The organism is Pseudomonas sp. Tun-23181, from assembly GCF_057415455.1.
Genome location: NZ_CM171630.1, coordinates 4,031,811 through 4,056,396, shown reverse-complemented (window position 1 = coordinate 4,056,396; position 24,586 = coordinate 4,031,811). Strand labels below are relative to the sequence as shown.

The following is a 24,586-nucleotide window of genomic DNA, read 5'->3' as shown; positions in this document are numbered from 1 at the left end:
CACCTCTTGCAGCTCGAAGCTCGAAGCAAAAAAAAACCGGCTCATATGAGCCGGTTCTTTTTTGCGTGCCGTTAGCCGTTGAAGACTTCGTCCACGCTCTGCAGCGGGTAGTGCTGCGGATACGGCAGGGTCGCCACGCCGGACTCGATGGCCGCTTTGGCCACGGCGTCGGAAACGACGGTGATCAGGCGTGGGTCCATCGGCTTCGGAATGATGTACTCACGGCCGAACTCCAGCGCCTGCACGCCATAGGCGTCGCAGACTTCCTTCGGTACCGGCAGCTTGGCCAGGTCCTTCAGGGCGATGGCGGCAGCGATCTTCATCTCTTCGTTGATGCGCTTGGCACGTACGTCCAGGGCGCCACGGAAGATGAACGGGAAGCCCAGCACGTTGTTGACCTGGTTCGGGTAGTCGGAACGACCGGTGGCCATGATCACGTCACTGCGGGTCTCGTGAGCCAACTCCGGCTTGATTTCCGGGTCCGGGTTCGAGCAAGCGAACACGATCGGGTTCGGCGCCATGGACTTCAGGCCTTCGGGGCTCAGCAGGTTCGGGCCGGACAGGCCGACGAACACGTCCGCACCTTCCAGGGCATCGGCCAGGGTGCGCTTGTCGGTGGCGTGAGCGAACTGCGCCTTGTACTGGTTCAGGTCGTCGCGGCCAGCGTGGATCACGCCGCTGCGGTCGATCATGAAGATGTTCTCGACCTTGGCGCCCATGCTCACCAGCAGCTTCATGCAGGAGATGGCGGCAGCACCGGCACCCAGGCAGACGATCTTGGCGTCTTCGAGCTTCTTGCCGGCGATTTCCAGGGCGTTGATCATGCCGGCCGCGGTAACGATCGCGGTGCCGTGCTGATCATCGTGGAACACGGGAATGTCGCACTGCTCGATCAGGGTACGCTCGATCTCGAAGCACTCCGGCGCCTTGATGTCTTCAAGGTTGATGCCGCCGAATGTGATGGAGATGCGCTTGACGGTATCGATGAAGGCCTGTGGGCTTTCCGAGTCGACTTCGATGTCGAACACATCGATGCCGGCGAAACGCTTGAACAGAACGCCCTTGCCTTCCATGACCGGCTTGGAGGCCAGCGGGCCGAGGTCGCCCAGGCCCAGGATGGCGGTGCCATCGGAAATCACGGCGACCAGGTTGCCCTTGCCGGTGTATTGGTAGGCCAGTTCCGGATCACGGCCGATCTCGCGCACCGGTTCGGCGACGCCCGGGCTGTAGGCCAGGGCCAGGTCGCGGGCGGTTGCGGTGGGTTTGGTGAGCTCGACGCTCAGTTTCCCCGGACGAGGCTGAGCGTGGTATTCGAGAGCGGCGGTTTTCAGGTCTGACATGGTGGGCATTCCGCTATTTACTGTTCTGACGGACCGCCGAGGATACGCAAAGAGCCGGGGGGCCACAAGACTGCCCGGTCACTTCTGTCAAGGCCTTCAGCCTACGACTTTACGCTATAACCCGCGGGGCATACGGCCTCAGTGTGTACAATTCATCAGCGTAATGTCTACAATTTTTTAGCCTGAAATGCGCTCCAACATGCTCGGATCGGTCAATGGCAATACCCAGCGTCGCTGCCCCGGCTTCAACCCGCCCTTGCGGGAGCGATCCACGACCCAGCCGCGCGCCTCGACCTGGCGTCCCTTGAGGTTATCGAAGAAGCCTGAGGGGAAGTTGCGTTGTAGACGAGCGGGAACCTGGAGCACCACGGCATCGTCCAGCTCCAGCCAGATCCCGCCACGATTGCGCTCGATACCGCGGATCTTGCCGCCGATGACGGCAAACCCTGATTGGCGCACGTCGCTGGCGCGGATGACCGGCGACTGCCGCCAGAGCCCCGCCCGCACGGTGCGGGCAGCTTGTTCGGCCTGCTGCTGGCAGCCGGCGAGCTTGACGTTGGGAGCGACCGCAACCCGGTAGCCCAGCCCTTCGCTGAGCAGCCGTGCCTCGAAATTGTCGCCATCGCGCCCATAGATGTGCGCCAGGGTGCGCCCGTACTTGTCTTTCGCTTCGACACCCGGCAGCAGCCCGACACGGCCGTCGCTGGCCTTGACCAGCGCCTGCAGGCGGCGCCGTGCAGCCTCGGCATAGGGTTCGCTGGTACGGCCCTTGCGGCCGATCTCGGGCGCATTGATGCCGATCAGGCGTACGCTGCGCCCGTCGCTCAGGCGCAGGGTGTCGCCATCCACCACCTGGCGCACCGCTACCTGCTGTACCTTGTCGGGCAGTGGGCAGAAGGCCAGCGCCGGAACATGCCAGATCGCGCCCATGAAAAAGGCGCCCACGAGGGGCGCCTTTTTCCACAGCAGCGCGAAACCCGAAGGATTCGCCATGCGCATGATTACTTCTTGGTACCGAACATACCGAAGCGATCGGCGAACTTCTGTACGCGACCACCGGTGTCCAGGACCTTCTGCTTGCCAGTGTAGAACGGGTGGCACTGGGAGCAGACGTCGATCGCCAGCGGCTTGGCCAGGGTCGAACGGGTCTCGAACTTGTTACCGCAGCTGCAGGTGACCGCAACTACTTCGTAATTCGGGTGAATTTCTGGTTTCATCGTCACTTCCTCGAGCTGCGTGCCGCCACCCAACACCAATTGTTGAATACCGCACGGAAATAGGCGGCGAATAATACCAGAGCATTGCGCCAACGCAAGTTGTCGCGAGCACCGACCGTCGTCTGCTAGTCTCGCGTGATTTCCGAAATACCCTCCAGAGACCTTCCGCGTGTCCGACGTCATCCTGCGCCTTGCCCTGCCCTCGCCCCTGCGTCGCCTGTTCGACTACCGGGCGCCGGCGAGCATGGCCCGCCAGGCACTCACGCCAGGCATGCGCATCCGCGTGCCGTTCGGCCGCCGCGAAATGATCGGCGTACTGGTGGAAGTCTGCGACAAGAGCGAGGTGCCGGCCGATAAGCTCAAGCCGGCCACGGCCCTGCTCGACCCGGTCTCGCCACTGCCACCGGCACTGTTCAAGCTGTGCCTGTGGACCGCCCAGTACTACCAGCACAGCCTCGGCGACACCCTGAACTGGGCACTGCCGACCCTGCTGCGCCAGGGAGAGCCGGCGCAGATGCGCCAGGAGCGCTTCTGGCATGTCGCCCCCGGTGCCCGCCTGGAAGACCCGCGCATCGCCCGTGCGCCACGCCAACGCGATGCCCTCAAGACCCTGTCCCAGCACCCCCATGGCGTGGCCCACAGCCTGCTGGGCAAGCTCGGCCTGAACAAGGACAGCCTCGACCTGCTGCTGGCCAAGGAGCTGGTCCAGGTGGAAGTACGCCGCCACCTGCCGCTTTCCCGCCACGAACATTGGCTGGCCCAGCCGGAACTGCCGCTGAACGACGAACAGCAAGCCGCGTTCGACGCCGTGCGCTCGGGCTTCGGCAGTTTCCACGCCTTCCTCCTGGCCGGGGTGACGGGCAGTGGCAAGACCGAGGTCTACCTGCAATTGATCCGCGAGGCCCTCGAAGCAGGCAAGCAGGCGCTGATCCTGATCCCCGAGATCAATCTCGGGCCGCAGACCCTGGCGCGCTTCGAGCAGCGCTTCAACGCCCGCATCGCCCTGCTGCACTCGGCAGTGGGCGACCGCGAGCGCCTCGATGCCTGGCTGGCGGCCCGCGATGGCGAGGCCGACATCATCATCGGCACGCGCTCGGCGCTGTTCACGCCGATGAAGCATCCGGGGCTGATCATCATCGACGAAGAACACGACGGCTCCTATAAACAGCAGGAAGGCCTGCGTTACCATGCTCGCGACCTGGCCGTGGTGCGCGCCCACCAGGAGAACATCCCCATCCTCCTCGGCTCCGCCACGCCCTCGCTGGAGAGCCTGCACAATGCCCACAGCGGCCGCTATGGCCTGCTGCGCATGACCCAACGCGCCGGCGGCGCACAACCGCCACGGCTGCTGCGCCTGGACGTGCGCAGCCGACCGCTGGACAGCGGCATCAGCGGCCCGCTGCAACAGGCCATCGGCCAGACCCTGGCGGCGGGCCAGCAGGTGCTGGTGTTCCTCAACCGCCGCGGCTTCGCCCCGACCCTGCTGTGCCATGACTGCGGCTGGCTCAGCGAGTGCCCGCGCTGCGATGCGCGGATGACCGTGCACCAGCGTTCCGGCGTGCTGCGCTGCCATCATTGCGGCCATGACGAGCGCCTGCCACAGCAGTGCCCGCAATGCGCCCATGTGGACTTGCGCCCGGTAGGTGCGGGGACCGAGCGTGCCGAGGAGCGCCTGAAGGTCCTCTTCCCGGACTACCCGGTGCTGCGCGTCGACCGCGACAGCACCGCGCGCAAGGACGCCATGCACAACCTGTTCACCACCATCCAGCGCGGGCAACCGAGCATCCTGGTCGGCACCCAGATGCTCGCCAAGGGGCATCATTTCCCCCGGGTGACGCTGGTCGCCATTCTCGATGCCGATGGCGGCCTGTTCTCCGGCGACTTCCGCGCCAGCGAGCGCATGGCCCAGTTGATCGTCCAGGTGGCTGGCCGCGCCGGGCGCGCCGAAGACCCCGGCAAAGTGATCATCCAGACCCACCTGGCCGAACACCCGCTGTTGGTGCAACTGACAGAACAAGGCTACTTCGCCTTCGCCGAGCAGGCCCTGAGCGAGCGCCGCGCCGCCGGCCTGCCCCCCTTCGCCCACCTCGCCCTGCTGCGCGCCGAGGCGCACAAGCCGGGCCAGGCCGAGGGTTTCCTCGACGAGGCCTGCAGCGCCGCCGAACGCTTGCTGGCCGAACAGGGCCTGCAGGGCATCGAGCTGCTCGGCCCGGTCCCCGCGCCCATGGAGCGCCGCGCCGGGCGCTTCCGGGCACAGTTGCTGTTGCAGGCCAATGCCCGGGGAGCATTGCATCGGCTGATCAGCGCCTGGTTGCTGGCATTGGAGCAGATGCCGTCGGGACGCCAGGTGCGCTGGTCGCTGGATGTGGACCCGGTGGATCTTTATTGAGCGGCAAGCTGCAAGAAGCCGAAAGGTTGGCAACCCGGCTCCGGGAACGGATAATGTTCAGTTTTTCCACCTGCGCATCGAAGCGCCCTACCGCGCTTGCGGTCGAAAAGAGATCCCCATGAAAGACACCATTCGCCAGCTGATCCAGCAAGCCCTCACCCAACTCGTCGCCGACGGTGTGCTGCCTGAAGGGCTGACGCCGGCGATCCAGGTGGAAAACGCCCGGGACAAGACCCACGGCGATTTCGCCAGCAACATCGCCATGATGCTGGCCAAGCCCGCCGGCATGAAGCCGCGCGACTTGGCCGACAAGATCATCGCCGCCCTGCCGACCAGCGACGACATCAGCAAGGTCGAGATCGCCGGCCCGGGCTTCCTCAACTTCTTCCAGAACATCGACGGCCTGGCCAGCCGCCTGGACGCAGCCCTGGCCGATGACCACCTGGGCGTGCGCAAGGCCGGCCCCGCCGAGAAGGTGGTGATCGACATGTCGGCACCCAACCTGGCCAAGGAGATGCACGTCGGCCACCTGCGTTCGACCATCATCGGCGACAGCGTCGCCCGCGTCCTGGAGTTCCTCGGCGACCAGGTGATCCGCCAGAACCACGTGGGCGACTGGGGCACCCAGTTCGGCATGCTGCTGGCCTACCTGGAAGAGAACCCGATCACCAGCGACGAGCTGTCGGACCTGGAGAACTTCTATCGCGCCGCGAAGAAGCGCTTCGACGAGTCCGAGGCGTTCGCTACCCGCGCCCGTGGCCTGGTGGTCAAGCTGCAGGCCGGCGACCCGGACTGCATGGCGCTGTGGACACGCTTCAAGGACATTTCCCTGTCCCACTGCCAGAAGACCTACGACCTGCTCAACGTCAAGCTGAGCATGGCCGACGTGATGGGCGAGAGCGCCTACAACGATGACCTGGCCAACGTGGTCGCCGACCTCAGGGCCAAAGGCCTGCTGGTCGAGAACCAGGGCGCCCAGTGCGTGTTCCTCGACGAATTCAAGAACACCGAGGGCGAGCCGCTGCCGGTGATCGTGCAGAAGGCCGATGGCGGCTACCTCTACGCCACCACCGACCTGGCCGCGGTGCGCTACCGCAGCAACGTGCTCAAGGCCGACCGAGCCTTGTACTTCGTCGACCAGCGCCAGGCCCTGCACTTCAACCAGGTGTTCGAGGTGGCGCGCCGCGCCGGCTTCGTTGGCCACCCGATGCAGATGGAACACATGGGCTTCGGCACCATGAATGGCGCCGATGGCCGGCCGTTCAAGACCCGCGACGGCGGCACCGTGAAGCTGATCGACCTGCTCACCGAAGCCAAGGAGCGCGCCTACGCGCTGGTCAAGGAGAAGAACCCGAGCCTGTCCGAGGACGAGCTGCGCCGTATCGGCGAAGTGGTCGGCATCGGCGCGGTGAAGTACGCCGACCTGTCCAAGCACCGGACCAGCGACTACAGCTTCAACTTCGAGCTGATGCTCAACTTCGACGGCAACACCGCGCCCTACCTGCTGTATGCCTACACCCGCGTGGCCAGCGTGTTCCGCAAGCTGGGCAAGGGCTTCGACGAGGTCGACGGCAAGATCGTGCTGCAGGCGGCCCATGAGCAGGACCTGGCCGCGCGCCTGGCGCAGTTCGGCGAAGTGCTCAACAGCGTGGCCGACAAGGGCACGCCGCACGTGCTGTGCAGCTACCTGTACGACATCGCCGGCCTGTTCTCCAGCTTCTACGAGAACTGCCCGATCCTCACGGCGGAAACCGCCGAGCAACAGCAGAGCCGCCTGCGCCTGGCGGCCCTGACCGGTCGCACCCTCAAGCAGGGCCTGGAACTGCTCGGCCTGGAAACCCTGGAGCGCATGTAAGTTGGCTGCCAAGAAGAAACCCGCCCCCAAGCGTGGCGCCAGCCGCTACCAGCCCCCGGCCAAGCAGCCGATCCCTGGCTGGATATGGCTGGCGGTCGGCCTGACTGTCGGCGCCTTCATCGTTTTTCTGATGAAGCTCGAACCGGGTAGCGAAGACATCAAGCGCACCAAGCCCGAACAGCAGAAGCCAGCCAAGGTCGCCGAAAGCGCCAAGGCCACCGCGCCGGCACCGCAGCAGCCGGTCAAGCCGAAATACGACTTCTACACGCTGCTGCCGGAGTCCGAGGTCATCGTGCCACCCGAGGCCGTGCCGGAGAAAACGCCGCCAGTACCGGCCCAGCCGGTCAAGCCGGTGACGCCTGAGGAAGCGGCGAAGATCGACACGGCCAGGGCCCAGGCTGCGCTGATGGGGCAGACACCACCGCCGGCGCCACCGGTCATCAAGCCGGCGGCGACCACCCAGTTCTTCCTCCAGGCCGGCTCGTTCCGCAAGCAGGCCGACGCCGACAAGGTCCGTGCGCAGATCATCCTGCTCGGCCAGTCGGTCAAGGTGGAGTCGGGGACGGTGAAAGAGGAAACCTGGTACCGCGTGCTGGTCGGCCCGTTCAGCAACCGCGAACAGCTGACCGTGGCGCAGAAGCAGCTGGCAGGTGCGGGTTTCAGCAACCTGCTCTTGCAGCGCAGGCAGACCCGCCAGCAATGAAGACCAAGGCCTTGTCGCTCTCAGCTACAAGGCCTTTTTTAACTGCAAGCGGCAAGCAAAAGCAGGCGGCGCTCATATGAGCCGAGCACGGCCATGGCAACCTGCGGCTTTCCTAGCGGCGTTCGGCGTTGACTTGGGAGATCTGGCTGTTGAGGGTCCAGAAGTCGTACAGCACGCCCAGCAGGAACAGACCGCCTGTGAACAGGTAGATCAGGGCACTGATCCATTTGCCCTGGTACAGGCGATGCGCACCGAATATGCCAAGGAAGGTCAGGAGGATCCAGGCCAGGTTGTAGTCCACCCGCCCGGACTGGAAGCGCATGTCGGCCTCACGGTCCATCGACGGGATCAGGAACAGGTCGATCAGCCAACCGATGCCGAGCAGGCCCAAGGTGAAGAACCAGATCGTCCCGGTGATCGGCTTGCCGTAGTAGAAGCGGTGCGAGCCGGTGAAGCCGAAGATCCATAGCAGATAGCCGAGGACCTTGCTGTGGGTGTCGTGGAACGGCACGCCCTGTTGATAACTGTTCATTCATAGCTCCCAGGGGTTAGCGGAAAATTTTCTAAGGAAAAATGTGACTTTTTCGCGAGAAGCCGACGTATGGCAGCGGCGCATCGACCAACGGATCAGAATTTGATCAAAAAGCTGTTATAAAGTTGCGCGCCAACACATACCTAGATAATACAAAAGAGCTTCAACTATGCCGCCTTTCTTCAAGACATGGCTGACCCTCTGCCTTTTATTGCCATTGGCCGCCCACGCCACCAACCGTGAGCAACGCCTTCCCAACGGGTTCACCGGCTATACCACCAATGCCAGCAGCACGGTGAAACGCGCGCCGGTCAAGCACAGCACCCTGCGTGCCCGCCCGAGCAATGCCGCCAAGGCCCCCGGCAACCTGCCGATCGCCGCGATGTCGGCCAAGCAGAGCAGCGACGTGCTCAGCCGCGCCGTGAATGTCCTCGGTACGCCCTATCGCTGGGGCGGCAGCAGCCCGAGCAAGGGCTTCGATTGCAGCGGGCTGGTCAAGTATGCCTTCAACGACGTGGCCGACGTCGACCTGCCGCGCACTTCCAATGCCATGGCCCACGGGCATGGTATCAAGGTAGCCCGCAGTGACCTCAAGCCGGGTGACCTGATCTTCTTCAACATCAAGAGCCGCCGGGTCAATCACGTCGCCATCTACCTGGGCAACGACCGCTTCATCCATGCGCCCCGGCGCGGCAAGCGGGTAAGCATCGACAACCTGAACAAGCCGTACTGGCAGAAGCACTACGTGGTCGCCAAGCGGGTGCTGCCGAAGGAACAGGAAAGCCAGGTATTGAGCCTGGCCAAGCGCTGATCCGCCCCCGGCATCGGCGTCCTTTGGGGCCGCTTCGCGCCCCAAAGAGTCGAGCCAAAATGATGTGACTTGCAGGCTGCACGGGCTTGTCGCGGCATAGGCACTAGAGCGCTCCAACCAAGCCCTGGTCCCTCAACCCCTGCATCGCCGCCTCCATCGTCCGCATCCCCGCCGCCGCCCCGGCCTGCATCATCGAATACAGCTGCGTCACCCGCCCCTCGCGCACCAGGTTGCGCACCGCCGGCGTGGCCACCAGCACCTCCCGCGCCGCCACCCGGCCACCGCCAATACGCTTGACCAGCACCTGCGCCACCACCATGCGCAGCGACTCCGCCAGCATCGCCCTCACCAGCGGCTTCTCCTCGGCAGCGAACACCTCCACCAGCCGATCGATGCTGTTCACCGCCGAGCGGGTATGCACCGTCGCCAACACCAGGTGCCCGGTTTCCGCCGCGCGCAGGGCCAGGCGGATAGTCTCCAGGTCACGCAGCTCACCGATCACGACCACGTCCGGGTCCTGGCGCAGGGCGCTGCGCAGGCCGTGGGCGAAGCTGCGGCAATGTCGGCCGATCTCCCGCTGGTTGACCAGGCTGCGCTGCCCGCTGTGGATGACTTCGATGGGGTCTTCCAGGGTGATGATATGCAGCGCCCGCTGGCGATTGAGCTGGTCGACCAGGGCCGCCACGGTGCATGACTTACCACTGCCGGTCGGCCCACCGATCAGCACCAGCCCGTCATGCAACTGCGCAACAGATTGAAATACTTCATTCAGCCCCAGCGCATCGACGCTCGGGATGCCGGCCGGCAGCAAGCGGACGCTCGCCCCCGGCCCATTGCCCTGCCGGAACAGGTTCAGGCGAAAGCGCCCCAGCTCCGGCAGCGTGAGCGCCAGGTCCAGTTCGTCGCCAGCCGCCCACTCGCGCCGCTGCGACTCTTCGAGCAAGGGCGCCATGCCCTCGGTGAGGGCTTGCGGCGCCAGGCGTGGCAGCTCCAGGCGTTGTAATTCACCATCCAGGCGCAGCATCGGTACTTCGCCCGCGGCCAGGTGCAGGTCGGAAGCCCCCGCAGCCACGGCCCGGGCCAACAGGTCGGTCACGTCCATGAGACTCCCCAAAGGCCATCAAGCAGGTAGAATGCCGCAGACCACTGAGCCGTCGGCACCGATCCATGTCCACCATAGCAGACAACCTTTCCGCCCTCGCCGCCCGCATCGCCAGCGCGGCCAAGGCCGCCGGACGCGACCCGGCCAGCATCCAGCTGCTGGCGGTGAGCAAGACCAAGCCGGCCAGCGCCATCCGCCAAGCCCATGCCGCCGGCGTGGTCGACGTGGGCGAGAACTATCTCCAGGAAGCCCTGGCCAAACAGGAAGCCTTGCGCGACCTGCCCTTGACCTGGCACTTCATCGGCCCCATCCAGTCGAACAAGACCCGTGCAATCGCCGAGCATTTCGACTGGGTACATTCCGTGGACCGCCTGAAGATCGCCCAACGCCTGTCCGAACAGCGCCCCGCCGGCTTGGCGCCACTGAACATCTGCCTGCAGGTGAATGTCAGCGGCGAAGACAGCAAGTCCGGCTGCGCCCCGGACGAGTTGCCTGCCCTGGCCAAGGCCGTCGCCACCCTGCCCGGCCTGCGCCTGCGCGGGCTGATGGCGATCCCCGAGCCTACCGAGGAACGCGCCGCGCAAGAGGCCGCCTTCGCCACCCTGCGCCACTTGCAAGACAGCCTCGGGCTGGAGCTCGACACCCTGTCCATGGGCATGAGCCACGACCTGGAAGCCGCGATCGCCCAGGGAGCGACCTGGGTCCGTATCGGTACCGCCCTGTTCGGTGCCCGCGACTACGGGCACGCCTGAATCCATGCTTTACTCACTCTTTCCCTCAAGGACCTGACATGAGCAAGACACGTATTGCCTTTATCGGCGCCGGCAACATGGCCGCCAGCCTGATCGGCGGTCTGCGTGCCCAGGGCCTGGACGCCGCGCAGATCCGCGCCAGCGACCCAGGCGCCGAGACCCGCGCACGGCTCCAGGCCGAACACGGCATCGCAACCTTCGAAGACAACGCCCAGGCCATCGCCGGCGCCGACGTGATCGTCCTGGCGGTCAAGCCGCAGGTCATGAAAGCCGTGTGCCAGGCCCTGCAGCCGCACCTCGAGGCGGGCCAGCTGATCGTTTCCATCGCCGCCGGTATCACCTGCGCCAGCCTGCAAGCCTGGCTCGGCGCCCGCCCGGTGGTGCGTTGCATGCCCAATACGCCGGCGCTGCTGCGCCAGGGCGTCAGCGGCCTGTACGCCACCGGCGAGGTATCGGCCGAGCAGCGCCAGCAGGCCGAGCAACTGCTGCGCGCCGTGGGCACCGCCCTGTGGCTGGAACAGGAGCAGCAACTGGACGCCGTCACCGCCGTATCCGGCAGTGGCCCGGCCTACTTCTTCCTGCTGATCGAGGCCATGACCGCCGCCGGCGAAAAACTCGGCCTGCCGCGCGAAACCGCGTCCCAACTGACCCTGCAGACCGCCCTGGGTGCCGCGCGCATGGCCGTGTCCAGCGACGTGGACGCCGCCGAGCTGCGGCGCCGGGTAACCTCGCCGGCCGGCACCACCGAGGCGGCGATCACGTCGTTCCAGGGCAACGGTTTCGAGGCCATCGTCGAGCAGGCGCTGGAGGCCGCGGCGAAGCGTTCCGCCGAGCTGGCCGAACAATTGGGCAAATAAGGAGCTGTCGATGAATGCACTGTCCGGCGCCGCGATCTTCGTGGTGCAAACCCTGGTCAGCCTGTACCTGGTGATCGTCCTGCTGCGCTTCGTGCTGCAGATGGTCAAGGCCGACTTCTACAACCCCCTGAGCCAGTTCGCGGTACGCGCCACCCAGCCGCTGCTCAAGCCGATCCGTCGCATCATTCCCAGCATCGGCGGCCTGGACACCTCGTCCCTGCTGCTGTCGGTGGTGATCCAGGCGCTGCTGATGGCGTTCGTGCTGATGGTCAGCTACGGCACCTTCGGCGACGTGCTGCACCTGCTGATGTGGGCCATCATCGGCGTCACCTCGCTGTTCCTGAAGATCTTCTGGGTCGCGATGATCGTCATGGTGATCGTCTCCTGGGTCGCACCCAACAGCCACAATCCGGCGGCGCAACTGGCCTACCAGATCAGCGAACCGGTACTGGCGCCGTTCCGCCGGCTCATCCCCAGCCTGGGCGGCATGGACATCTCGCCGATCTTCGCCTTCATTGCCATCCAGGTGATCCAGTCGTTCGTCATGCCCCCTCTGGCAGCCTACGCCGGCATGCCCCAGGAGCTGTGGCGGATGATCTGATTCGACCGACGCCCCCGGTGGCAAGCCTTCGCTTGCCGCTGGGGGTGGCCCTCTTTAGACTTACGCCTCCGTCAAGCGTGAGCAGGGTCGATGTCCACTGTCCTTCCCGAAGATTCCGTCGGTCTGGTAACACCGCAGATTGCCCGGTTCGATGAACCGCTGGCCCTGGCCTGTGGCCGCTCCCTGGCCACCTACGAACTGATCTACGAAACCTATGGCACCCTCAACAGCACCGCCAGCAACGCCGTGCTGATCTGCCATGCGCTGTCCGGCCATCACCATGCCGCCGGCTACCATGCGCCTACCGACCGCAAGCCGGGCTGGTGGGACAGCTGCATTGGCCCGGGCAAGCCGATCGACACCAACCGCTTCTTCGTGGTCAGCCTGAACAACCTCGGCGGCTGCAACGGCAGCACTGGCCCCAGCAGCATCAACCCGGCCACCGGCAAACCCTACGGCGCCGACTTCCCGGTACTGACCGTGGAAGACTGGGTACACAGCCAGGCGCGCCTGGCCGATCGCCTGGGCATCGGGCAATGGGCAGCGGTGGTCGGTGGCAGCCTGGGCGGCATGCAGGCGCTGCAGTGGACCATCAGCTACCCGGACCGCGTTCGCCATTGCGTGGACATCGCCTCGGCGCCCAAGCTCTCGGCGCAGAACATCGCCTTCAACGAAGTGGCACGCCAGGCCATCCTCACCGACCCGGAGTTCCATGGCGGCTCGTTCCAGGACCAGGGCGTGATCCCCAAGCGCGGCCTGATGCTGGCACGCATGGTCGGGCATATCACCTACCTGTCCGACGACTCCATGGGTGAGAAATTCGGCCGCGAGCTCAAGAGCGACAAGCTCAACTACGACTTTCACAGCGTCGAGTTCCAGGTCGAGAGCTACCTGCGCTACCAGGGCGAGGAGTTCTCCGGCCGCTTCGACGCCAACACCTACCTGCTGATGACCAAGGCCCTGGACTACTACGACCCGGCCGCAGCCCATGGCGGCGACCTGGCCGCCACCCTGGCCCACGTCACGGCGGACTACTGCATCATGTCGTTCACCACCGACTGGCGCTTCTCCCCGGCCCGCTCGCGGGAGATCGTCGACGCCCTGATGGCGGCGCGCAAGAACGTCTGCTACCTGGAGATCGATGCACCTTACGGGCACGATGCCTTCCTGATCCCCACACCTCGCTACATGCAGGGTTTCTCGAACTACATGAACCGCATCGCCATCTGAGGACAGCATGAGAGCCGACCTGGAAATCATCCACGACTGGATCCCCGCCGGCAGCCGGGTACTGGACCTTGGCTGCGGCAATGGCGAGCTGCTGGCCTCGTTGCGCGAGCGCAAGCACGTCACCGGCTATGGCCTGGAGATCGACCCCGACAACATCGCCGCCTGCGTGGCCAAGGGCGTCAACGTGATCGAGCAGGACCTGGACAAGGGCCTGGGCAACTTCGCCAGCAACAGCTTCGACGTGGTGGTCATGACCCAGGCCCTGCAAGCCGTGGAGTACCCCGACCGCATTCTCGACGAGATGCTGCGGGTGGGCCGCGAGTGCATCATCACCTTCCCCAACTTCGGCCACTGGCGCTGCCGCTGGTACCTGGCGACCAAAGGCCGCATGCCGGTCTCGGACTTCATGCCGTATACCTGGTACAACACCCCGAACATCCACTTCTGCACCTTCGCCGACTTCGAGCAGTTGTGCCACGAGCGCCAGGCCAAGGTCCTCGACCGGCTGGCGGTCGACCATCTGCACCGCAACGGGTGGGCCGGCCGGCTTTGGCCTAATCTTCTAGGGGAGATCGGCATCTATCGGGTCAGCAGCCCGGGCCTGCAGGAACATCAGGTCGCGGTCTGAGCACACGATCGCGGGGCCGGCTTCGCGCTGCCCCATCAATCTGGAGGAACCGCACCATGCGTCGTCTAGCTCTTTTCCTGATCAGCCTGTGCCTGGCGCTGCCGGTCCTGGCTGCCGATGCCGCCAAGCCCGAGCGCAAGGAAGTCTTCGGCGACGTGACGGTCCACTACAGCGCCTTCACCTCGAGCATGCTGCAACCCGAGGTGGCCGCTGCCACGGGCCTGACCCGCAGCAAGAACCAGGGCGTGCTCAACATCACCGTGCTCAAGGGCGGCAAGCCGGGCATGGCGGTGGTCAGCGGCACGGTGCGAGACCTCACGGGGCGCAGCAGCGCGCTGTCGTTCAAGCAGATCACCGACCAGGGCGCGGTGTACTACATCGCCCAGTTCAAGATCGACCAGTCGGAAACCCTGACCTTCGACGTGAATGTCGAAACCGGCGGCGTCAGTCACAAACTCAGCTTCAACCAGGAAGTGTTCCCAGGCGAATGATGAATTTCCAGCAACTCGTATTGGCCAGCCATAACGCCGGCAAACTCAAGGAACTCCAGGCCATGCTCGGTACCTCCGTGCACCTGCGCTCGATCGGCGAGTTCAGCCAGGTGGAGCCGGAGGAGACCGGCCTGTCGTTCGTCGAGAACGCCATCCTCAAGGCGCGCAACGCCTCGCGCATCTCCGGCCTGCCGGCCCTGGCCGATGATTCGGGGCTGGCGGTGGATCACCTTGGCGGCGCGCCGGGCATCTATTCGGCGCGCTATGCCGATGGCAAGGGCGACGCGGCGAACAATGCCAAGCTGCTCGAGGCCCTGAAGGACGTGCCGGCCGAACAGCGCGGGGCACAGTTCGTCTGTGTCCTGGCCCTGGTGCGCCATGCCGAGGATCCACTGCCGATCCTCTGCGAAGGCCTGTGGCATGGCCGCATCCTGTTCGAAGCCAGTGGCGAGCACGGCTTCGGCTACGACCCGTTGTTCTGGGTACCGGAGCGCAATTGCTCCAGCGCCGACCTGGCCCCCGTCGACAAGAACCAGCTCAGCCACCGCGCCCGCGCCATGGCCCTGCTGCGTCAGCGCCTGGGCCTGGCATGACCGACAAGCCGTCCATCCAGCTGCTCCACCCCGGGGCGGCTGGTTCCGGCCTGCCAGCGCCACACCTGGCACTGCCGGAACTCCCGCCATTGGCGTTGTACATCCATATCCCCTGGTGCGTGCGCAAGTGTCCCTATTGCGACTTCAACTCTCACCAGGCAGGCCCCGACCTGCCGGAAGAAGCCTACGTCGACGCCCTGCTCGCCGACCTCGACCAGGAACTGCCCGCCGTGCAGGGGCGCCCGATCCGTTCGATCTTCTTCGGGGGTGGCACGCCGAGCCTGTTCAGCGCACATGCGCTGGGTCGCCTGCTGCGCGGCGTGGAGCAGCGCACGCCGTTCGCGCCTGACATCGAGATCACCCTGGAAGCCAACCCCGGGACGTTCGAGCAGGACAAGTTCAAGGCATACCGGCAGACCGGGATCAACCGGCTGTCCATCGGCGTGCAGAGTTTCCAGCCGGCGAAACTGGAAAAGCTCGGGCGCATCCACAACGGTGACGAGGCCGTGCGTGCCGCCGGCATGGCACGCGCCGCGGGCTTCGACAACTTCAACATGGACCTGATGCACGGCCTGCCCGACCAGTCGCTGGACGACGCCCTGGGCGACTTGCGCCAGGCCATCGACCTGGGGCCGACCCACCTGTCGTGGTACCAGTTGACCCTGGAGCCCAACACGGTGTTCTGGAGCCAGCCACCGGAGCTGCCCGAAGACGACATCCTCTGGGATATCCAGGAGGCGGGCCAGGCCCTGATGGCCGCCCAGGGCTACCAGCAGTACGAAGTATCGGCCTATGCCCAGCCGGGCCGCGCCGCACAGCACAACCTCAACTACTGGCGCTTCGGCGACTTCATCGGCATCGGCGCGGGGGCCCATGGCAAGCTGTCGTTCCCGGATGGGCGCATCCTGCGCACCTGGAAGACTCGCCTGCCCAAGGACTACCTGAACCCGGCCAAGCCGTTCAAGGCCGGCGAGAAGCTGCTGCCAGCCGACGAGCTGCCCTTCGAGTTCCTGATGAACGCCCTGCGCCTGACCCAAGGCGTGGAAGCCGAGCTTTTCACCCTGCGCACCGGCCTGCCGCTGGAGCAACTCGCCGAGGCGCGCCGCGAGGCCGAACGAAAGGGCCTTTTGCAGGTCGAACCGGATCGACTGGCGGCAACGCCGCGAGGCCAGCTGTTCCTCAATGACCTGTTGCAGTATTTCTTGACCTGAGGATGACCCATGGACCTGGTACTTGACCTGCTCGCGACCGTTTCTCGCTGGAGCCGCAGCAACCTCTCGGAGATCTCCCTGGCCCTGGTAGGCTGCCTGCTGGTGCTGTTCGGCACCGATATCAAGGGCTGGGTGGAACAGCGCCTGGGCGGCCTGGCTGGCGCCTTGCGCGTGCCATTCATGGCCCTGCTGGTGATGATCGGCAGCGGTGCGGCGCTGATCTATGCAACGCCTTGGGTGGTGAAGGGGCTGAGCCAGTTCAACAACTATGCCCTGGCGCCGGTGCTGCTGGTGGTGCTGGTGTTGATCGGCGTGGTGGCCGATCGGCGGGGGTGATCCTAAAAGCCGCCCTGGAATACCAGGGCGGCCTCTCCACGCCGACTATCCCCTAGAGGGAATCGTCGAAGTGATCACGCATGAAATCCCGCGCGGTCTTGAGCACAGTCAGGACCCGAATGAGCTTCCACACGCGGCTCAGCGTATCAAGCAAACGCTTCATATGCCTTGGCCTCCGTGTTGGCTGGGCCAATCTTCCAGCATCTAGCCGGTACGTCGATGCTTTCGGAATCCATGTGATTGATTTCCAGTGAAGTGGCCAGGTTGATGGCCCTTCGAAGAAAATCACCGGCACGGTTCTCAGGCCGTGTCGAAGGGGCTAGACAGCAAAATCCTTCGCCTACCCAGCCCTTTCATTGGATCCACTCACATGAGAGCAGGGGCGATAATACGCGGAACTGCTTTGCCTGAAGGCAATTAACTACTGCTGGATATGTCAACTCAATTGACGCCCCACTCGATGCTTTCTATCATCGACGCTGTGATTGATTTCCAGTGAAGCATCCGCATTGACGGCCTCTCAATCCGTCATTGCAAAAAAAACCGCCCTTTCAAAGGCGGTTTTTTTATTTCAGGATGACTCCAGTACCGCACTTTGCTGGACTACGCCACAGCCATATACAGCAGGTTTATCAATGACTTAGGCGAGTTCAAGATATGCCGGTGCTTTCTGATACTTGACCCGGCTTCCCTTCTACTGGCTCCTACGAGGCTCCTGGGAATCGGGTCTTTCCGAGGAGTCATCATGGCTAAGATCAAGCTCACCAAGTCCGCAGTAGATGCGGCACAACCCCAAGCGCAAGCCATCGAGCTGCGCGACACCCTTGTTCCCGGCTTCCTGTGCAAGATTACGCCGGTCGGTCGCAAGGTGTTCATGCTCCAGTACCGAACGAACGCCGGCGAGCGACGCAAGCCGGCCCTGGGCCTGTTCGGCGAGCTGACCGTTGAACAGGCCCGCTCGCTGGCGCAGGAATGGCTGGCCCAGGTGCGCCGGGGCGGCGATCCGGCAGCGGACAAGGCCGAGGCACGCCAGGCACCCACTGTTGAGGAGTTGTGCAAGAGGTTCATGGAGGACTACTCCAAGAAGCGCAACAAGCCCAGCACCCGAGTCGGCTATCAAGGCGTCATCGACCGCTGCATCATCCCGCTGCTGGGCCGCAAGAAGGTTCACGACGTGAAGCGGCCGGACGTTGCCGGGCTGATGGAGAAGCTTTCATACAAGCAGACCGAGGCGAACAAGGCGTTCAGCATCCTGCGCAAGATGTTCAACATGGCGGAGGTGTGGGGCTATCGGCCAGACGGCACCAATCCTTGCCGCCATGTCCCGATGTTCCCTGCCGGCAAGTCCACCCATCTCATCAGCGACGACGACATGGGCAAGCTGTTCCGGCAGCTCGACAAGATCGAGGTCGAAGGGCTTGAGAACTACGTCATCCCTCTGGCGATTCGCCTGCAATTCGAGTTCGCCGCCCGCCGCTCCGAAATCGTCACGCTCGAATGGGAATGGGTCGATCTGGAGAATCGGCGCGTCGTCTGGCCTGACAGCAAGACCGGCGGCATGTCCAAGCCCATGAGCGAGGAAGCCTACCGGCTGCTTTCGACGGCACCGAGACAGGAAGGCAATCCCTATGTGCTGCCGTCGCCACGCCATCCGGCGCAGCACCTGACCACAGGCGAATATTACGGCGGCTGGTGCCGCGTGCTCAAGGCGGCGGGCGCGACGCACGTGGGGACGCATGGCATCCGCCATCGCTCTGCTACCGACATTGCCAATTCAGGTATCCCGGTCAAGGTCGGCATGGCGCTGACGGCGCACAAGACCGTCGTGATGTTCATGCGCTATGTCCACACCGAGGACGATCCAGTGCGCGAGGCGGCCGAACTGGTGGCGAACCGGCGCAAGGCGATTACCGGCGCCAAGCAGCCTCCTGCGGAGGCGACAGCATGACCAGGCGCCGGTCATCTGTGGTATCGCCCGTAGCGCCGTCGGCGCTGCTGGGCGACATTCGGGCACTGATCGAGGCGGCGCGTAAGCACGCCGCCTCGACGGTGAATAGCGAGCTGACGATGCTCTACTGGCGCATCGGCCAGCGCATCCACACGCAGGTCTTGGACGGGCGCCGGGGCGCTTATGGCAAGGAAGTCCTGCCTACCCTGGCGGCGCAGTTGGTGAAGGAGTACGGCAGCAGCTTTGCCGAGCAGAACCTGCGCCGTATGGTGCAGTTCGCGGCCACCTTCCCCGACGAGAAGATTCTCGTATCACTGATACGAGAATTGAGCTGGACGCACTTCATCGCCCTGATCCCGCTGAAAGACCCACTCCAGCGGGACTACTACGCGCAGATGGCGAGCGCCGAACGCTGGAGCGTGCGGACGCTGCGCGAGCGCATCGACTCGATGCTGTACGAGCGCACGGTACTGTCCCAAAAGCCGGGCGAGACGATCGCGCAGGAGCTGGCGACGATGCGCGATGCGCAGCGCATGTCGCCCGCCCTGGTCATGCGTGACCCGTACATCCTCGACTTCCTGGGACTGCGGGACACATGGCAGGAAGGCGACTTGGAGGCGGCGATCATCCGCGAAATGGAATCCTTCCTGTTGGAGCTGGGCGCAGGTTTCAGCTTCGTTGCCCGGCAGAAGCGCATCCAAATTGACGGCGAAGATTTCCACCTTGACTTGCTGTTCTACAACCGCAAACTGCGGCGGCTGGTGGCAGTGGAGTTGAAGGTCGGCGAGTTCAAGGCGGCTTTCAAGGGTCAGATGGAGCTATACCTTCGCTGGCTGGACAAGCACGAACGGGAGCCGGAGGAAGCCTCGCCGCTGGGAATCATCCTTTGCACCGGCAAAAAGCGCGAGCAGATCGAATTGCTGGAGCTGGACAAGTCGGGCATCCACGTTGCCGAGTATCTGACCGCCTTGCCGCCGAGGGGCGTGCTGGTGGAGCGGCTGCAACAGGCAACGCAGCGGGCGCAGTTGCAGATCGAGCAGCGCAAGACCGACAACGAGTAGTCCTGTCCCAAGCAGTCGGGCGTCCCGGCGTGCCGCCGTCGGGTTCACGGGCTGCGCCCCGCGCTTCGTGCCGAATCGCGGCCATCCGGCTTTGACCCCTGACGCCTCCGGCCCTCTCGGGCCTGCGTGCTCCGCTTGCCCCAAAAGCCGACTGTGTGCAGTGGGCGGGTGTGGGCGGTCTTGCTGTTCCCTTCACCGTATCACGGCGTTCTCGCCGTCAAGGGCGGCGCGTGCCATGCACGCTTGCGTCCTGGCGGCCGTCTGCGACCCCTGACTGCTTGCGCTGCGCCGTGCTGGCCACGGTTCCGGGCAATTCCGCCCGAGCAACCGGAGCACGATCATGTCGCAACTGTCCTTTTCCTCGTTCGATGCCTCGCTGATGGTGCGCGATGCACAGGGCCGCTACCTGCTGGCGACGGCCGACCAAATTCTGGAGGCCGCACGCCAGGCCATCGAGTACAAGATGCAGCGCGGTGCGTCGTTCAGTTCGCCGGTGGCGGTCAAGGAGTACCTGAGCGCCAAGTTGGCTGGTTTCGAGCATGAAGTCTTCGCTGTGCTGTTCTTGGATACGCAGCATCGCCTGATCGAATACAGCGAGCTTTTCCGAGGCACCATCGACAGTGCATCGGTGTATCCACGCGAGCTGGTCAAGGAGGCGCTGCGGCTCAATGCGGCAGCGGTCATCGTTTCGCACAACCATCCGAGCGGCAACCCCGAACCGAGCGGCGCCGACAAGGTACTGACCCAGCGGCTCAGGGAGGCGCTGGCGCTGGTGGATGTCCGCACGCTGGATCACATCATCGTGGCGGGTGGCAGCACCATATCCTTCGCCGAACGCGGTCTGATTTGACCGAGGGGGCTTCGGCCCCCTTTTTGCTGCGATGGCGGCTCTCAGATCGCTGCTTGATTGACGCGCCGGCTCAGGGCTTCGGCGCTTTCCTTGCGTTCGCTGTAGCGATCTACCAGATATGGCGCCACGTCGCGCGTGAGCAGCGTGAACTTCATCAGCTCTTCCATCACATCCACGATGCGGTCGTAATAGGCCGAGGGCTTCATGCGTCCCGCTTCATCGAACTCCTGGTATGCCTTGGCGACCGAAGACTGGTTTGGGACGGTCAGCATCCGCATCCAGCGGCCCAACACGCGCATCTGGTTAACGGCGTTGAAGGACTGCGATCCACCCGACACCTGCATCACCGCCAACGTCTTGCCCTGTGTCGGGCGCACCGCGCCGACCGACAGAGGAATCCAGTCGATTTGGGTCTTCATCAAGCCGGTCATGGCACCGTGGCGCTCGGGCGAACTCCACACCATGCTTTCGGCCCATTGCACCAGTTCGTGCAGTTCCCTGACCTTTGGGTGATCGTGAGGCGCGTCATCCACCAGCGGCAGGCCCGAGGGGTTGAACATCCGTGTCTCACCGCCGAGCGCGCTCAGGATGCGTGCCGCTTCTTCGGCAGCCAGGCGGCTGAACGAGCGTTCGCGCAGCGAGCCGTAAAGCAGCAGGAAGCGCGGCGCGTGGGTGGCACGCTCGGGTGCCATCAACCGCTGGGCATCGGGTTGCTGGAACAGCGCGGTGTCGATATTGGGTAGGTCGATTCTGGATTCAGACACGGCGGCCTTCCGCATTCACGACGGCTTCGCCGTCTTCCTTGCTGAATGCACCGCGCTGCGGCTGGGGCAGGATGCCCAGCACCGCTTCCGAAGGTCTGCACAGCAGTGTGCCCAACGGCGTGACCACGATGGGGCGGTTGATGAGGATGGGGTGCTGGAGCATGAAGTCGATTAAATGTTCGTCGCTCCATTTGGAATCATCCAGGCCCAATTCCGCATAAGGTGTGCCTTTCTCGCGCAGCACCGCACGCACTGGCACGCCCATCGCGGCGATCAGCGTTTTCAGCGTCTCGCGGTCGGGCGGTGTTTTCAAGTATTCGATAATGGTCGGCTCTTCGCCGCTGTTGCGAATCAAGCCCAGCACGTTGCGCGACGTACCGCAGTCGGGGTTGTGATAGATGGTGATCTGGCTCATGCCATTGCCTCGGTTCAGGGATTCGTGGGGTTGGCGGAATACATGCTGGCGCCCTTGAGCCGCCACCGGCGGCCCAACCGCAAGGCGACATGCACCAGCAGGATGAGCACCGGCACTTCCACCAGCGGCCCGATCACCGTGGTGAAGGCGACAGGCGAAGCCAGGCCGAACGACGCGATAGCCACGGCGATGGCCAACTCGAAGTTGTTGCCTGCGGCAGTGAAGGCGATGGCGGTGGTGCGTGGGTAGTCGGCTTGGATCAGCCGGCCCATGAAGAAACTGATGAGGAACTGGATCACGAAGTAGAGTGTCAGCGGCACGGCAATCTTTAGCGCGTCCATCGGCAGGCGCACCACGTCGGCACCTTTGAGGCTAAACATGGCCACGATGGTGAACAGTAGCGCCGCCAGCGTGATGGGACTGATCCGCGGCAGGAATGCACGCTCGTACCAGTCCTGGCCCTTGCGTCGAATCAGCGAGCGCCGGGTCAGGTAGCCGGCCAGGAACGGGATGCCCAGGTAAATCAGTACCGCCTCGGTGATCGTCCAAAAGCCCACGTCGATGACGCTGCCTTGCAGGCCGAACACAGGCGGCAGCACCGAAAGGAAGAACCAGGCATAGGTCGAGAAGAACAGGATCTGGAAGATCGAATTGAAGGCGACCAGGCCCGCGACGTACTGGTTATCACCACGCGCCAACTGGTTCCACACAAGCACCATAGCAATGCAGCGTGCCAGTCCAATCAGGATCAGGCCGGTCATGTATTCCGGCTGGTCGCGTAGGAAAATCACCGCCAGCACGAACATCAGCACCGGCCCGATGATCCAGTTCTGCACCAGTGACAGCAGCAGCACGCGCCGGTCGGCGAAGACCTCGTGTAGCGTCTCGTAGCGCACCTTGGCCAGCGGCGGGTACATCATCAGGATCAGGCCGATGGCGATCGGGACGTTGGTCGTGCCGATCGAGAGCGCATTGAGCGCATCGGGCAAGCCGTCGAAGAACGTGCCCAATGCAACACCCAGCGCCATCGCGGCGAAAATCCAGACGGTGAGATAGCGATCCAGGAAGGACAGGCGCGATGGCGTGTTCAGCATCGAATGCCCGCTTTGGGGGCTGTCGTGATTCATGAGGTTTTCCTGTTTGCCAAAGCCCGCAGACGCTCCACTCCCACCGGCTCTTCGGTCAGAAGCGGCACGACAGCATGGCGTCGGGCATGTTGTGTGGCCACGGCGTCGATTTCCCGCAACTCGTTGCGTGCACGCTGGCGCAGCAGCGGGGAATGCGGATGTGCGGCCGCCACGCTGTTGTTAACGATCCAGGCCCACGGCTCGATGCCCGCGCGGCGCAGGTCGTCTTGCAGGTTGGCCGCTTCCAGCACGGGCGTGGTTTCGGCCAGGGTGACAATGAGCACCTTGGTCTGCTTCGGGTCTTGCAACTGCATCATCGGCGTCGTGAAGTGAACGCCCGTCTCACCCATCTGCCGGGCGATGTCGCGGTGGTATGCGCCGGTGGCGTCGAGCAGCAGCAAGGTGTGGCCCGTGGGCGCGGTGTCCATCACCACGAACTTTCTGCCCCCTTCACGGATGGCACGGGAGAATGCCTGGAACACCGCGATTTCCTCGGTGCAGGGCGAGCGCAGGTCTTCTTCCAGCAAGGCGCGGCCTTCGGCATCGAGCTGCACGCCCTTGGTGTCCATCACATGCTGGCGATAGCGTGCCGTGGCTTCCTGGGGGTCAATGCGGCTGAGAGCCAGATTGGGAAGCGAACCTTCCAGCGTGTCGGCCAGATGTGCAGCCGGGTCGGAGGTAGTGAGATGCACGGGCAGGCCCCGGCCCGCCAGCTCCACGGCAATGGCGGCGGCCAGCGTGGTCTTGCCCACGCCGCCTTTGCCCATCACCATGACCAGACCGTGCCCATCGGCAGCGACTTCATCGACCAGGGCGGACAAGTCCGGTGCATTGATCTGGTCGGGCAGCTCGATGGCATCGGCGCCATACGTGGCGTCGGTATCGACCAGCAGGTGGCGCAGAGCGTCGAGGCCCACGAGGTTGAACGGCTTGAGCGCGATCTGATCCCGAGGCAACGCCTGGAGGACAGACGGAATGGCGGCCAGCGTAGCCTGCTCTTTTTCGTAGATGGCAGCGGCAAGCGTATCGGTTTCGGCCTCGCTGGCAGGAAATACGCCGTTGATGACCAGGTGTTGCTGTGACAGGCCGATAGCGGCCAGTTCTTCATGGGTGCGGGCCGCCTCGCGCAGCGTGGGGCGCTGCGCACGGGCAACCAGCACGAGGCGAGTACGCAAGGGATCAGCCAACGCCTCTACCGCAGCCTTGTACTGACTGCGCTGTTTTTCCAGGCCCGCCAGCGGCCCCAGGCACGACGCATCGCCTTTGCCTGCTTCCAGAAAGCCACTCCATGCGCCCGGCAGTTGCAGCAGGCGGATGGTGTGGCCGGTAGGGGCTGTGTCGAAAATGATGTGCGCGTAATCCTGCGTCAGCGCCGCATCGGTCAGCAGGGCCGTGAACTCATCGAAGGCGGCGATTTCCGTGGTGCAGGCACCCGACAGGGATTCTTCGATGCCATCCACTACCGCATCGGGCAACACGCCTCGCACTGGGCCGACTATGCGGTCACGGTACGCTTGCGCGGCTGCCTGCGGGTCGATTTCCAGTGCCCATAGATTCGGCACGGCGGCAATCGTCGTGATGTGGTTTCCGATGCGTTCGCCGAAAACCTGCCCCACGTTGGAAGCCGGGTCGGTACTGACGAGCAGCACACGCTTGCCCTGGGTCGCCAGTTGCACGGCCGTTGCGCAGGCGATGGAGGTCTTGCCGACGCCCCCTTTGCCGGTGAAAAACAGGAAGCGAGGCGGCTGGGTCAGGAAGTGCATGGGATCTCCT

At 64.3% G+C, this 24,586-nt stretch carries 25 protein-coding genes; 16 read left to right on the top strand and 9 right to left on the bottom strand.

The window, feature by feature from the left end; genetic code table 11:
* Positions 1–71 precede the first annotated feature (71 nt).
* The 3 genes from ACDI39_RS19345 to rpmE form a co-directional block, all read right to left on the bottom strand.
* Positions 72–1,340, bottom strand: coding sequence for a malic enzyme-like NAD(P)-binding protein (locus tag ACDI39_RS19345; protein WP_225787539.1), 1,269 nt, complete (start codon positions 1,338–1,340; stop codon positions 72–74).
* Between the two features lie 177 nt (positions 1,341–1,517).
* Entirely contained in the window at positions 1,518–2,339 is an 822-nt protein-coding gene (locus tag ACDI39_RS19340) for a thermonuclease family protein (protein WP_225787540.1), read from the bottom strand.
* Positions 2,340–2,341: 2 nt separating this feature from the next.
* Entirely contained in the window at positions 2,342–2,557 is a 216-nt protein-coding gene (gene rpmE / locus ACDI39_RS19335; protein WP_225787541.1) for a 50S ribosomal protein L31, read from the bottom strand.
* A 169-nt stretch (positions 2,558–2,726) separates the two neighbouring features.
* On the opposite strand from rpmE, the gene ACDI39_RS19330 reads away from it, so the two are divergent.
* From ACDI39_RS19330 to ACDI39_RS19320, 3 genes are all read left to right on the top strand, one after another.
* Positions 2,727–4,946, top strand: coding sequence for a primosomal protein N' (locus ACDI39_RS19330; protein WP_253079861.1), 2,220 nt, complete (start codon positions 2,727–2,729; stop codon positions 4,944–4,946).
* A 118-nt stretch (positions 4,947–5,064) separates the two neighbouring features.
* Positions 5,065–6,801 carry an arginine--tRNA ligase gene (gene argS, locus ACDI39_RS19325; protein ID WP_253079860.1) on the top strand — a complete coding sequence of 579 codons (1,737 nt, stop codon included), beginning with the start codon at positions 5,065–5,067 and terminating at the stop codon, positions 6,799–6,801.
* Position 6,802: 1 nt separating this feature from the next.
* A complete protein-coding gene (locus ACDI39_RS19320; protein WP_225787544.1) occupies positions 6,803–7,504 on the top strand; it encodes an SPOR domain-containing protein in 702 nt (233 codons plus the stop codon).
* Positions 7,505–7,616: 112 nt separating this feature from the next.
* Here the strand turns inward: ACDI39_RS19320 and ACDI39_RS19315 are convergent, their stop codons facing one another.
* Positions 7,617–8,036 carry an NINE protein gene (locus tag ACDI39_RS19315; protein WP_225787545.1) on the bottom strand — a complete coding sequence of 140 codons (420 nt, stop codon included), beginning with the start codon at positions 8,034–8,036 and terminating at the stop codon, positions 7,617–7,619.
* A 169-nt stretch (positions 8,037–8,205) separates the two neighbouring features.
* On the opposite strand from ACDI39_RS19315, the gene ACDI39_RS19310 reads away from it, so the two are divergent.
* Complete coding sequence (locus tag ACDI39_RS19310) at positions 8,206–8,847, top strand: C40 family peptidase (RefSeq protein WP_225787546.1); 642 nt, start codon at positions 8,206–8,208, stop codon at positions 8,845–8,847.
* Between the two features lie 103 nt (positions 8,848–8,950).
* On the opposite strand, the gene ACDI39_RS19305 is transcribed toward ACDI39_RS19310, so the two are convergent.
* The gene (locus tag ACDI39_RS19305; protein ID WP_253090984.1) at positions 8,951–9,949 is read right to left on the bottom strand and encodes a type IV pilus twitching motility protein PilT; all 999 of its coding nucleotides are present in this window, start codon (positions 9,947–9,949) and stop codon (positions 8,951–8,953) included.
* Between the two features lie 65 nt (positions 9,950–10,014).
* Here ACDI39_RS19305 and ACDI39_RS19300 point away from each other — a divergent pair, with 65 nt between their 5' ends.
* The 12 genes from ACDI39_RS19300 (at position 10,015) to radC (ending at position 20,507) form a co-directional block, all read left to right on the top strand.
* Entirely contained in the window at positions 10,015–10,701 is a 687-nt protein-coding gene (locus ACDI39_RS19300; RefSeq protein ID WP_225787548.1) for a YggS family pyridoxal phosphate-dependent enzyme, read from the top strand.
* A 38-nt stretch (positions 10,702–10,739) separates the two neighbouring features.
* Complete coding sequence (gene proC / locus ACDI39_RS19295) at positions 10,740–11,558, top strand: pyrroline-5-carboxylate reductase (protein WP_225787549.1); 819 nt, start codon at positions 10,740–10,742, stop codon at positions 11,556–11,558.
* Positions 11,559–11,568: 10 nt separating this feature from the next.
* Positions 11,569–12,159 (top strand): YggT family protein, encoded by a 591-nt coding sequence (locus tag ACDI39_RS19290; protein WP_225787550.1) that lies wholly within the window; start codon positions 11,569–11,571, stop codon positions 12,157–12,159.
* Positions 12,160–12,249: 90 nt separating this feature from the next.
* Positions 12,250–13,389, top strand: a complete 1,140-nt coding sequence (metX, locus tag ACDI39_RS19285; protein WP_225787551.1) for a homoserine O-succinyltransferase MetX — start codon at positions 12,250–12,252, stop codon at positions 13,387–13,389.
* 7 nt (positions 13,390–13,396) lie between these two features.
* Positions 13,397–14,017: a methionine biosynthesis protein MetW gene (gene metW / locus ACDI39_RS19280; RefSeq protein WP_225787552.1), complete on the top strand. Its 621-nt coding sequence runs from the start codon at positions 13,397–13,399 to the stop codon at positions 14,015–14,017.
* A gap of 56 nt (positions 14,018–14,073) precedes the next feature.
* A complete protein-coding gene (locus tag ACDI39_RS19275; protein WP_225787553.1) occupies positions 14,074–14,508 on the top strand; it encodes a DUF4426 domain-containing protein in 435 nt (144 codons plus the stop codon).
* A complete protein-coding gene (gene rdgB / locus ACDI39_RS19270) occupies positions 14,505–15,101 on the top strand; it encodes an RdgB/HAM1 family non-canonical purine NTP pyrophosphatase (RefSeq protein WP_225787554.1) in 597 nt (198 codons plus the stop codon). Before ACDI39_RS19275 ends, rdgB begins: the two co-directional genes overlap by 4 nt.
* Positions 15,098–16,312: a radical SAM family heme chaperone HemW gene (hemW, locus tag ACDI39_RS19265; protein WP_253090983.1), complete on the top strand. Its 1,215-nt coding sequence runs from the start codon at positions 15,098–15,100 to the stop codon at positions 16,310–16,312. The genes rdgB and hemW overlap by 4 nt, the downstream gene beginning before the upstream one ends.
* 9 nt (positions 16,313–16,321) lie before the next feature.
* Positions 16,322–16,648, top strand: coding sequence for a DUF3392 domain-containing protein (locus ACDI39_RS19260; protein ID WP_003257821.1), 327 nt, complete (start codon positions 16,322–16,324; stop codon positions 16,646–16,648).
* Between the two features lie 745 nt (positions 16,649–17,393).
* Positions 17,394–18,596, top strand: coding sequence for a tyrosine-type recombinase/integrase (locus ACDI39_RS19255; protein ID WP_023083128.1), 1,203 nt, complete (start codon positions 17,394–17,396; stop codon positions 18,594–18,596).
* Entirely contained in the window at positions 18,593–19,657 is a 1,065-nt protein-coding gene (locus ACDI39_RS19250; protein ID WP_023083127.1) for a PDDEXK nuclease domain-containing protein, read from the top strand. The genes ACDI39_RS19255 and ACDI39_RS19250 overlap by 4 nt, the downstream gene beginning before the upstream one ends.
* 340 nt (positions 19,658–19,997) lie before the next feature.
* The gene (gene radC / locus ACDI39_RS19245) at positions 19,998–20,507 is read left to right on the top strand and encodes a RadC family protein (protein ID WP_008643200.1); all 510 of its coding nucleotides are present in this window, start codon (positions 19,998–20,000) and stop codon (positions 20,505–20,507) included.
* 41 nt (positions 20,508–20,548) lie between these two features.
* Here radC and arsH read toward each other — a convergent pair whose 3' ends face one another.
* From arsH to arsA, 4 genes are read right to left on the bottom strand one after another with little or no spacing between them, the layout of a single operon-like run.
* Entirely contained in the window at positions 20,549–21,286 is a 738-nt protein-coding gene (gene arsH / locus ACDI39_RS19240) for an arsenical resistance protein ArsH (RefSeq protein WP_023083126.1), read from the bottom strand.
* Entirely contained in the window at positions 21,264–21,686 is a 423-nt protein-coding gene (gene arsC / locus ACDI39_RS19235; protein ID WP_023083125.1) for an arsenate reductase (glutaredoxin), read from the bottom strand. Before arsC ends, arsH begins: the two co-directional genes overlap by 23 nt.
* Positions 21,687–21,700: 14 nt before the next feature.
* A complete protein-coding gene (gene arsB, locus ACDI39_RS19230; protein WP_008643204.1) occupies positions 21,701–22,813 on the bottom strand; it encodes an ACR3 family arsenite efflux transporter in 1,113 nt (370 codons plus the stop codon).
* Positions 22,810–24,576: an arsenical pump-driving ATPase gene (gene arsA / locus ACDI39_RS19225; protein ID WP_023083124.1), complete on the bottom strand. Its 1,767-nt coding sequence runs from the start codon at positions 24,574–24,576 to the stop codon at positions 22,810–22,812. The genes arsB and arsA overlap by 4 nt, the downstream gene beginning before the upstream one ends.
* Positions 24,577–24,586: the final 10 nt, after the last annotated feature.

Coding starts and splice junctions, on each gene's coding strand:
- ACDI39_RS19275 (WP_225787553.1), top strand. CDS start 14,074: ATGCGTCGTCTAGCTCTTTTCCTGATCAGCCTGTGCCTGGCGCTGCCG.
- metW (WP_225787552.1), top strand. CDS start 13,397: ATGAGAGCCGACCTGGAAATCATCCACGACTGGATCCCCGCCGGCAGC.
- ACDI39_RS19255 (WP_023083128.1), top strand. CDS start 17,394: ATGGCTAAGATCAAGCTCACCAAGTCCGCAGTAGATGCGGCACAACCC.
- radC (WP_008643200.1), top strand. CDS start 19,998: ATGTCGCAACTGTCCTTTTCCTCGTTCGATGCCTCGCTGATGGTGCGC.
- ACDI39_RS19290 (WP_225787550.1), top strand. CDS start 11,569: ATGAATGCACTGTCCGGCGCCGCGATCTTCGTGGTGCAAACCCTGGTC.
- ACDI39_RS19300 (WP_225787548.1), top strand. CDS start 10,015: ATGTCCACCATAGCAGACAACCTTTCCGCCCTCGCCGCCCGCATCGCC.
- rpmE (WP_225787541.1), bottom strand. CDS start 2,557: ATGAAACCAGAAATTCACCCGAATTACGAAGTAGTTGCGGTCACCTGC.
- metX (WP_225787551.1), top strand. CDS start 12,250: ATGTCCACTGTCCTTCCCGAAGATTCCGTCGGTCTGGTAACACCGCAG.
- ACDI39_RS19345 (WP_225787539.1), bottom strand. CDS start 1,340: ATGTCAGACCTGAAAACCGCCGCTCTCGAATACCACGCTCAGCCTCGT.
- ACDI39_RS19310 (WP_225787546.1), top strand. CDS start 8,206: ATGCCGCCTTTCTTCAAGACATGGCTGACCCTCTGCCTTTTATTGCCA.
- arsC (WP_023083125.1), bottom strand. CDS start 21,686: ATGAGCCAGATCACCATCTATCACAACCCCGACTGCGGTACGTCGCGC.
- ACDI39_RS19340 (WP_225787540.1), bottom strand. CDS start 2,339: ATGCGCATGGCGAATCCTTCGGGTTTCGCGCTGCTGTGGAAAAAGGCG.
- ACDI39_RS19250 (WP_023083127.1), top strand. CDS start 18,593: ATGACCAGGCGCCGGTCATCTGTGGTATCGCCCGTAGCGCCGTCGGCG.
- ACDI39_RS19260 (WP_003257821.1), top strand. CDS start 16,322: ATGGACCTGGTACTTGACCTGCTCGCGACCGTTTCTCGCTGGAGCCGC.
- ACDI39_RS19315 (WP_225787545.1), bottom strand. CDS start 8,036: ATGAACAGTTATCAACAGGGCGTGCCGTTCCACGACACCCACAGCAAG.
- hemW (WP_253090983.1), top strand. CDS start 15,098: ATGACCGACAAGCCGTCCATCCAGCTGCTCCACCCCGGGGCGGCTGGT.
- rdgB (WP_225787554.1), top strand. CDS start 14,505: ATGATGAATTTCCAGCAACTCGTATTGGCCAGCCATAACGCCGGCAAA.
- arsB (WP_008643204.1), bottom strand. CDS start 22,813: ATGAATCACGACAGCCCCCAAAGCGGGCATTCGATGCTGAACACGCCA.
- ACDI39_RS19305 (WP_253090984.1), bottom strand. CDS start 9,949: ATGGACGTGACCGACCTGTTGGCCCGGGCCGTGGCTGCGGGGGCTTCC.
- argS (WP_253079860.1), top strand. CDS start 5,065: ATGAAAGACACCATTCGCCAGCTGATCCAGCAAGCCCTCACCCAACTC.
- arsH (WP_023083126.1), bottom strand. CDS start 21,286: ATGCGGAAGGCCGCCGTGTCTGAATCCAGAATCGACCTACCCAATATC.
- arsA (WP_023083124.1), bottom strand. CDS start 24,576: ATGCACTTCCTGACCCAGCCGCCTCGCTTCCTGTTTTTCACCGGCAAA.
- proC (WP_225787549.1), top strand. CDS start 10,740: ATGAGCAAGACACGTATTGCCTTTATCGGCGCCGGCAACATGGCCGCC.